This is a genomic window from Mycobacterium sp. E2238 (assembly GCF_001672665.1).
Classification (GTDB): domain Bacteria; phylum Actinomycetota; class Actinomycetes; order Mycobacteriales; family Mycobacteriaceae; genus Mycobacterium.
The window spans coordinates 1-4,881 of sequence record NZ_LZKF01000223.1 but is presented as its reverse complement, the minus strand read 5'-3'; the positions used below and the strand labels follow the sequence as shown (position 1 = coordinate 4,881).

At 68.9% G+C, this 4,881-nt stretch carries 5 protein-coding genes; all 5 read left to right on the top strand.

The annotated features are described in order from the left end of the window. Window positions 1-391: 391 nt before the first annotated feature. On the top strand, window positions 392-1,303 hold the full coding sequence (locus tag A5711_RS20680) for a Rossmann-like and DUF2520 domain-containing protein (protein WP_067949810.1): 912 nt from the start codon (window positions 392-394) through the stop codon (window positions 1,301-1,303). Continuing rightward, on the top strand, window positions 1,300-2,238 hold the full coding sequence (gene panC / locus A5711_RS20675) for a pantoate--beta-alanine ligase (protein ID WP_067949808.1): 939 nt from the start codon (window positions 1,300-1,302) through the stop codon (window positions 2,236-2,238). The genes A5711_RS20680 and panC overlap by 4 nt, the downstream gene beginning before the upstream one ends. After that, window positions 2,238-2,657 carry an aspartate 1-decarboxylase gene (panD, locus tag A5711_RS20670; protein WP_067949806.1) on the top strand — a complete coding sequence of 140 codons (420 nt, stop codon included), beginning with the start codon at window positions 2,238-2,240 and terminating at the stop codon, window positions 2,655-2,657. The genes panC and panD overlap by 1 nt, the downstream gene beginning before the upstream one ends. Window positions 2,658-2,659: 2 nt before the next feature. Further along, window positions 2,660-3,475: a type III pantothenate kinase gene (locus tag A5711_RS20665; RefSeq protein WP_066955511.1), complete on the top strand. Its 816-nt coding sequence runs from the start codon at window positions 2,660-2,662 to the stop codon at window positions 3,473-3,475. A 48-nt stretch (window positions 3,476-3,523) separates the two neighbouring features. Continuing rightward, window positions 3,524-4,881: lysine--tRNA ligase (locus A5711_RS20660; RefSeq protein WP_067949804.1), on the top strand; the 1,358-nt coding region annotated here is incomplete at its 3' end.

Genomic DNA, 4,881 nt, shown 5'->3' with positions numbered 1-4,881 from the left:
CAAGCCGTGATGGGCGGAAACCACCGGTACAGGGCGGTCACCAGCAGATAACCGACCACCGCAGCGCCGACCACCGCCGCCGAGCAACCCCCGCGGCTGGCCCCGCCACCCGCGCCGGAACACACGCCCCGACACGGTGGGGTGGACCCGCAGGCGGAGGGCTTGAACGGCACGGGCGAGGGCCCCACGACAGGCGGCCAGTCGGTTGCCGACCTGCTGGCGCGGCTACAGGTGCAGCCGTCCGAGGGCGGCCGGCGCCGCCGACGCGACGGCTGAGCTGGGAGCTTCCTCACATTGGGTGCCGCCCGGTAATCGACTACAGTTTTAGTGACCGAACGGTACCCACGACGTGGGACCGGAACGAACGAAGAAATCTGTGAGGTCGTCTGCGATGGTGCAGTTCGACGGTTTGCGCCCGGCCAGGCTCAAGGTGGGCGTCATCTCCGCCGGCCGGGTCGGCACCGCGCTCGGGGTCGCGCTCGAGCGCGCCGACCACGTCGTGGTCGCGTGCAGCGCCATCTCCCACGCGTCCCGCCAGCGGGCGCAGCGTTGGCTGCCCGATACCCCGGTGGTGTCCCCGCCGGAGGTGGCCGCCGACGCCGAGCTACTGCTGCTGGCCGTTCCCGACAGCGAACTCGCCGGCCTGGTGTCCGGGCTGGCCGCGACGTCGTCGGTGCGGCCGGGCACGATCGTCGCCCACACGTCCGGCGCCAACGGGGTGGGCATTCTTGCGCCGCTGACCCAGGACGGGTGCATTCCGCTCGCGATCCACCCGGCGATGACGTTCACCGGCTCCGATGAGGACATCAGCAGGCTGCCTGATACCTGCTTCGGCATCACCGCGGCCGACGAGGTGGGCTATGCGATCGGGCAGTCGCTCGTCCTCGAGATGGGCGGCGAACCGTTCTGCGTGCGTGAGGAGGCGCGGGTGCTCTACCACGCCGCCCTGGCGCATGCGGGCAACCACCTGGTGACGGTGCTCGCCGATGCGCTCGAAGCGTTGCGGGCCGCGCTGCGCGGCAGCGAACTGCTCGGTCAACAGTCCGTCGACGACCAGCCGGGCGGGATCGCCGAACGCATCGTCGGCCCGCTGGCCCGGGCGGCGCTGGAGAACACCCTGCAACGCGGGCAGGCCGCGCTGACCGGTCCGGTCGCGCGCGGCGACGCCGCCGCGGTCGCCGAGCACCTCGGCGCGCTCAACCGGGTCGACCCGGAACTGGCGCAGGCGTACCGGGTGAACGCCCTGCGGACCGCTCGGCGGGCCCACGCCCCCGCCGACGTCGTCGAGGTCCTGGCGGGATGAGACCAGGCAAGCCGCCCGCCTTCAAGGCCGGCGAACTCAACGTCTACTCGCGGCCGCGCGACGTCAGCGACGTCAGCCGCGCTCTGCGCCACACCGGCCGCCGGGTGATGTTGGTGCCGACGATGGGCGCCCTGCACGACGGCCACCTCACCCTGGTGCGCGCCGCCAAGCGGGTACCCGGCTCGGTGGTCGCGGTCTCGATCTTCGTCAACCCGCTCCAGTTCGGCGCCGGGGAAGACCTCGACGCCTACCCGCGGACCCTGGACGACGACCTGGCGCTGCTGCGCGGCGAAGGCGTCGAAATCGTATTCGCGCCGACGGCGGCGGCCATGTATCCGGACGGCCTGCGGACCACCGTGCAGCCCGGTCCGCTGGCCGCCGACCTCGAGGGCGGTCCGCGGCCGACCCACTTCGCCGGCGTGCTGACCGTGGTGTGCAAGCTGCTGCAGATCGTGCGCCCGGACCGAGTGTTCTTCGGCGAGAAGGACTATCAGCAACTGGTGCTGATCCGGCAAATGGTCGCCGACCTGAACCTCGACGTCGCGGTGGTCGGCGTGCCCACCGTCCGCGAAGCCGACGGGCTGGCCATGTCGTCGCGCAACCGCTACCTCGACCCGGGGCAGCGTGAGGCGGCCGTGGCGGTGTCGGCGGCGCTGACGGCGGCGGCGCACGCCGCCGACGCCGGGCCGCGGGCCGCGCTGGACGCGGCGCGGGCGGTGCTCGAAGCGGTGCCCGAGCTCACGGTCGACTACCTCGAGTTGCGCGACCCGGACCTGGGCCCGTTGGGCGGCAACAGAACCGGCCGGTTGCTCGTCGCCGTCCGGCTGGGCAGCACCAGGCTGCTGGACAACATCTCGATCGAGATCGAAACTTCGCCGGCACCCGTGGGGCCGGACGGATATCGGGACACCCGTGAATCATCTTGGAGGAATTGATGCTACGGACGATGCTCAAGTCGAAGATCCACCGCGCCACCGTCACCCAGGCTGACCTGCACTACGTCGGCTCGGTGACCATCGACGCCGATTTGATGGACGCCGCGGACCTGCTCGAGGGCGAGCAGGTGACCATCGTCGACATCGACAACGGTGCCCGCCTGGTGACCTACGCGATCACCGGGGAGCGGGGCAGCGGTGTGATCGGAATCAACGGCGCCGCAGCACATCTCGTGCACCCCGGCGACCTGGTTATCCTGATCGCGTACGGGACCATGGAAGAGGCCGAGGCGCGGGCGTATGAGCCTCGGATCGTGTTCGTCGACGCCGACAACAAGCCGATCGACCTGGGCCACGACCCGGCCTTCGTGCCCGCGGATGCCGCCGAGCTGTTGGATCCTCGAATCGTTGCGCGGTAGCCGTGCTGCTGGCCATCGACGTCCGTAACACCCACACCGTGGTGGGGCTGATCTCCGGGTCCAAGGAGCACGCAAAGGTCGTGCAGCACTGGCGGATCCGGACCGAGTCCGAGGTGACCGCGGACGAGCTGGCCCTGACCATCGACGGCCTGATCGGCGACGACTCCGAGCGGCTCACCGGCGCGGCCGCCCTGTCCACCGTCCCGTCGGTGCTGCACGAGGTGCGGATCATGCTCGACCAGTACTGGCCGTCGGTGCCGCACGTGTTGATCGAGCCCGGTGTGCGCACCGGCATCCCGCTGCTCGTCGACAACCCGAAAGAAGTAGGCGCCGACCGAATCGTCAACTGCCTGGCCGCATTTCACCGCTTTCAAAGCGCCGCCATCGTGATCGACTTCGGCTCATCGATCTGCGTGGACGTGGTGTCGGCCAAGGGCGAATTTCTCGGCGGCGCGATCGCGCCGGGCGTGCAGGTCTCCTCGGACGCCGCCGCGGCCCGCTCCGCCGCCCTGCGCCGGGTTGAGCTGTCCCGCCCCCGTTCGGTGGTGGGCAAGAACACCGTCGAATGCATGCAGGCCGGAGCCGTATTCGGCTTCGCCGGGCTGGTCGACGGTCTGGTCGGGCGCATTCGCGAGGACGTCGAGGGCTTCGCCGGCGACGACGTGGCGGTGGTGGCGACCGGCCACACGGCGCCGCTGCTGCTGCCCGAGTTGCACACGGCCAGCCATTACGACCAGCATCTGACCCTGCAGGGACTGCGCCTGGTGTTCGAACGCAACCGGGACACCCAGCGCGGTCGGCTGAAAACCGCGCGCTGAGACGGCGTCAACGCAAGCTCAAAGACCAGTCATTTAAGCTGGCACGTCGTGAGTGACGCCGACCCAGCAGACCTGCCCGAGCAGTTCCGCATCCGCCGGGACAAGCGCGCTCGCTTGTTGGCGGAGGGTCGCGAACCGTATCCGGTCGCGATCGAACGCACCCACACCCTGGCGCAGGTACGCGCCGACCATCCCGACCTGCCGATCGACACCGCCACCGACGACGTCGTCGGCATCGCGGGCCGGGTGATGTTCGCGCGCAACTCCGGGAAATTGTGCTTCGCGACACTCCAGGAGGGCGACGGCACCAGCCTGCAGGTGATGATCAGCCTCGACAGGGTGGGCCCCGAAGCGCTCGAGGCGTGGAAAGCCGACGTCGACCTCGGGGACATCGTTTACGTGCACGGCAACGTGATCAGCTCACGCCGCGGCGAATTATCCGTTCTGGCCGATTCGTGGCAAATGGCGGCGAAATCGTTGCGACCGCTGCCGGTGGCCCACAAGGAGATGAGCGAAGAGGCGCGGGTGCGCCAGCGTTACGTCGACCTCATCGTCCGGCCCCAGGCCAGGACGGTGGCGCGGCAGCGGATCGCCGTCGTCCGCGCGATTCGCAACTCGCTCGAACGGCGCGGGTTTCTCGAAGTCGAAACGCCTATGTTGCAGACGCTGGCGGGGGGCGCGGCGGCGCGACCGTTCGTCACGCATTCCAATGCTCTCGACATGGATCTGTACCTGCGGATCGCGCCGGAACTGTTCCTCAAGCGCTGCATCGTCGGGGGTTTTGACAAGGTCTTCGAAGTAAATCGAGTCTTCCGAAACGAAGGCGCCGATTCCACGCATTCTCCGGAATTCTCCATGCTGGAGACCTACCAGGCGTACGGAACCTATGACGATTCGGCGGTCGTCACGCGTGAGCTTATTCAAGAGGTCGCCGATGAGGCGATCGGAACCCGACAACTACCGCTGCCCGACGGGAGTGTCTACGACATAGACGGAGAATGGGCGTCGATTCAAATGTACCCGTCGCTGTCCGCGGCACTCGGTGAAGAGATCACCCCCGAGACGTCGGTGGAGCGGCTGTGGGCCATCGCGGACCGGCTCGGAGTCGAGATTGCCCGCGATCGCGGCTACGGGCACGGAAAGCTCGTCGAGGAACTCTGGGAGCACACGGTGGGGGACACGCTGACCGCGCCGACCTTCGTGCGGGACTTTCCGGTTGAGACAACGCCTTTGACGCGTCAGCACCGCAGCATCCCCGGGGTGACCGAGAAGTGGGACCTCTACGTGCGCGGCGTGGAACTGGCCACCGGGTACTCCGAATTGAACGACCCCGTCGTGCAGCGGGAGAGATTCGCCGCGCAGGCCCGCGCCGCGGCGGCCGGCGACGACGAAGCCATGGTGCTCGA

Excerpts from the sequence above, each read along its gene's own strand:
- A5711_RS20680 (WP_067949810.1), top strand. The coding sequence starts at position 392 with ATGGTGCAGTTCGACGGTTTGCGCCCGGCCAGGCTCAAGGTGGGCGTC.
- panD (WP_067949806.1), top strand. The coding sequence starts at position 2,238 with ATGCTACGGACGATGCTCAAGTCGAAGATCCACCGCGCCACCGTCACC.
- panC (WP_067949808.1), top strand. The coding sequence starts at position 1,300 with ATGAGACCAGGCAAGCCGCCCGCCTTCAAGGCCGGCGAACTCAACGTC.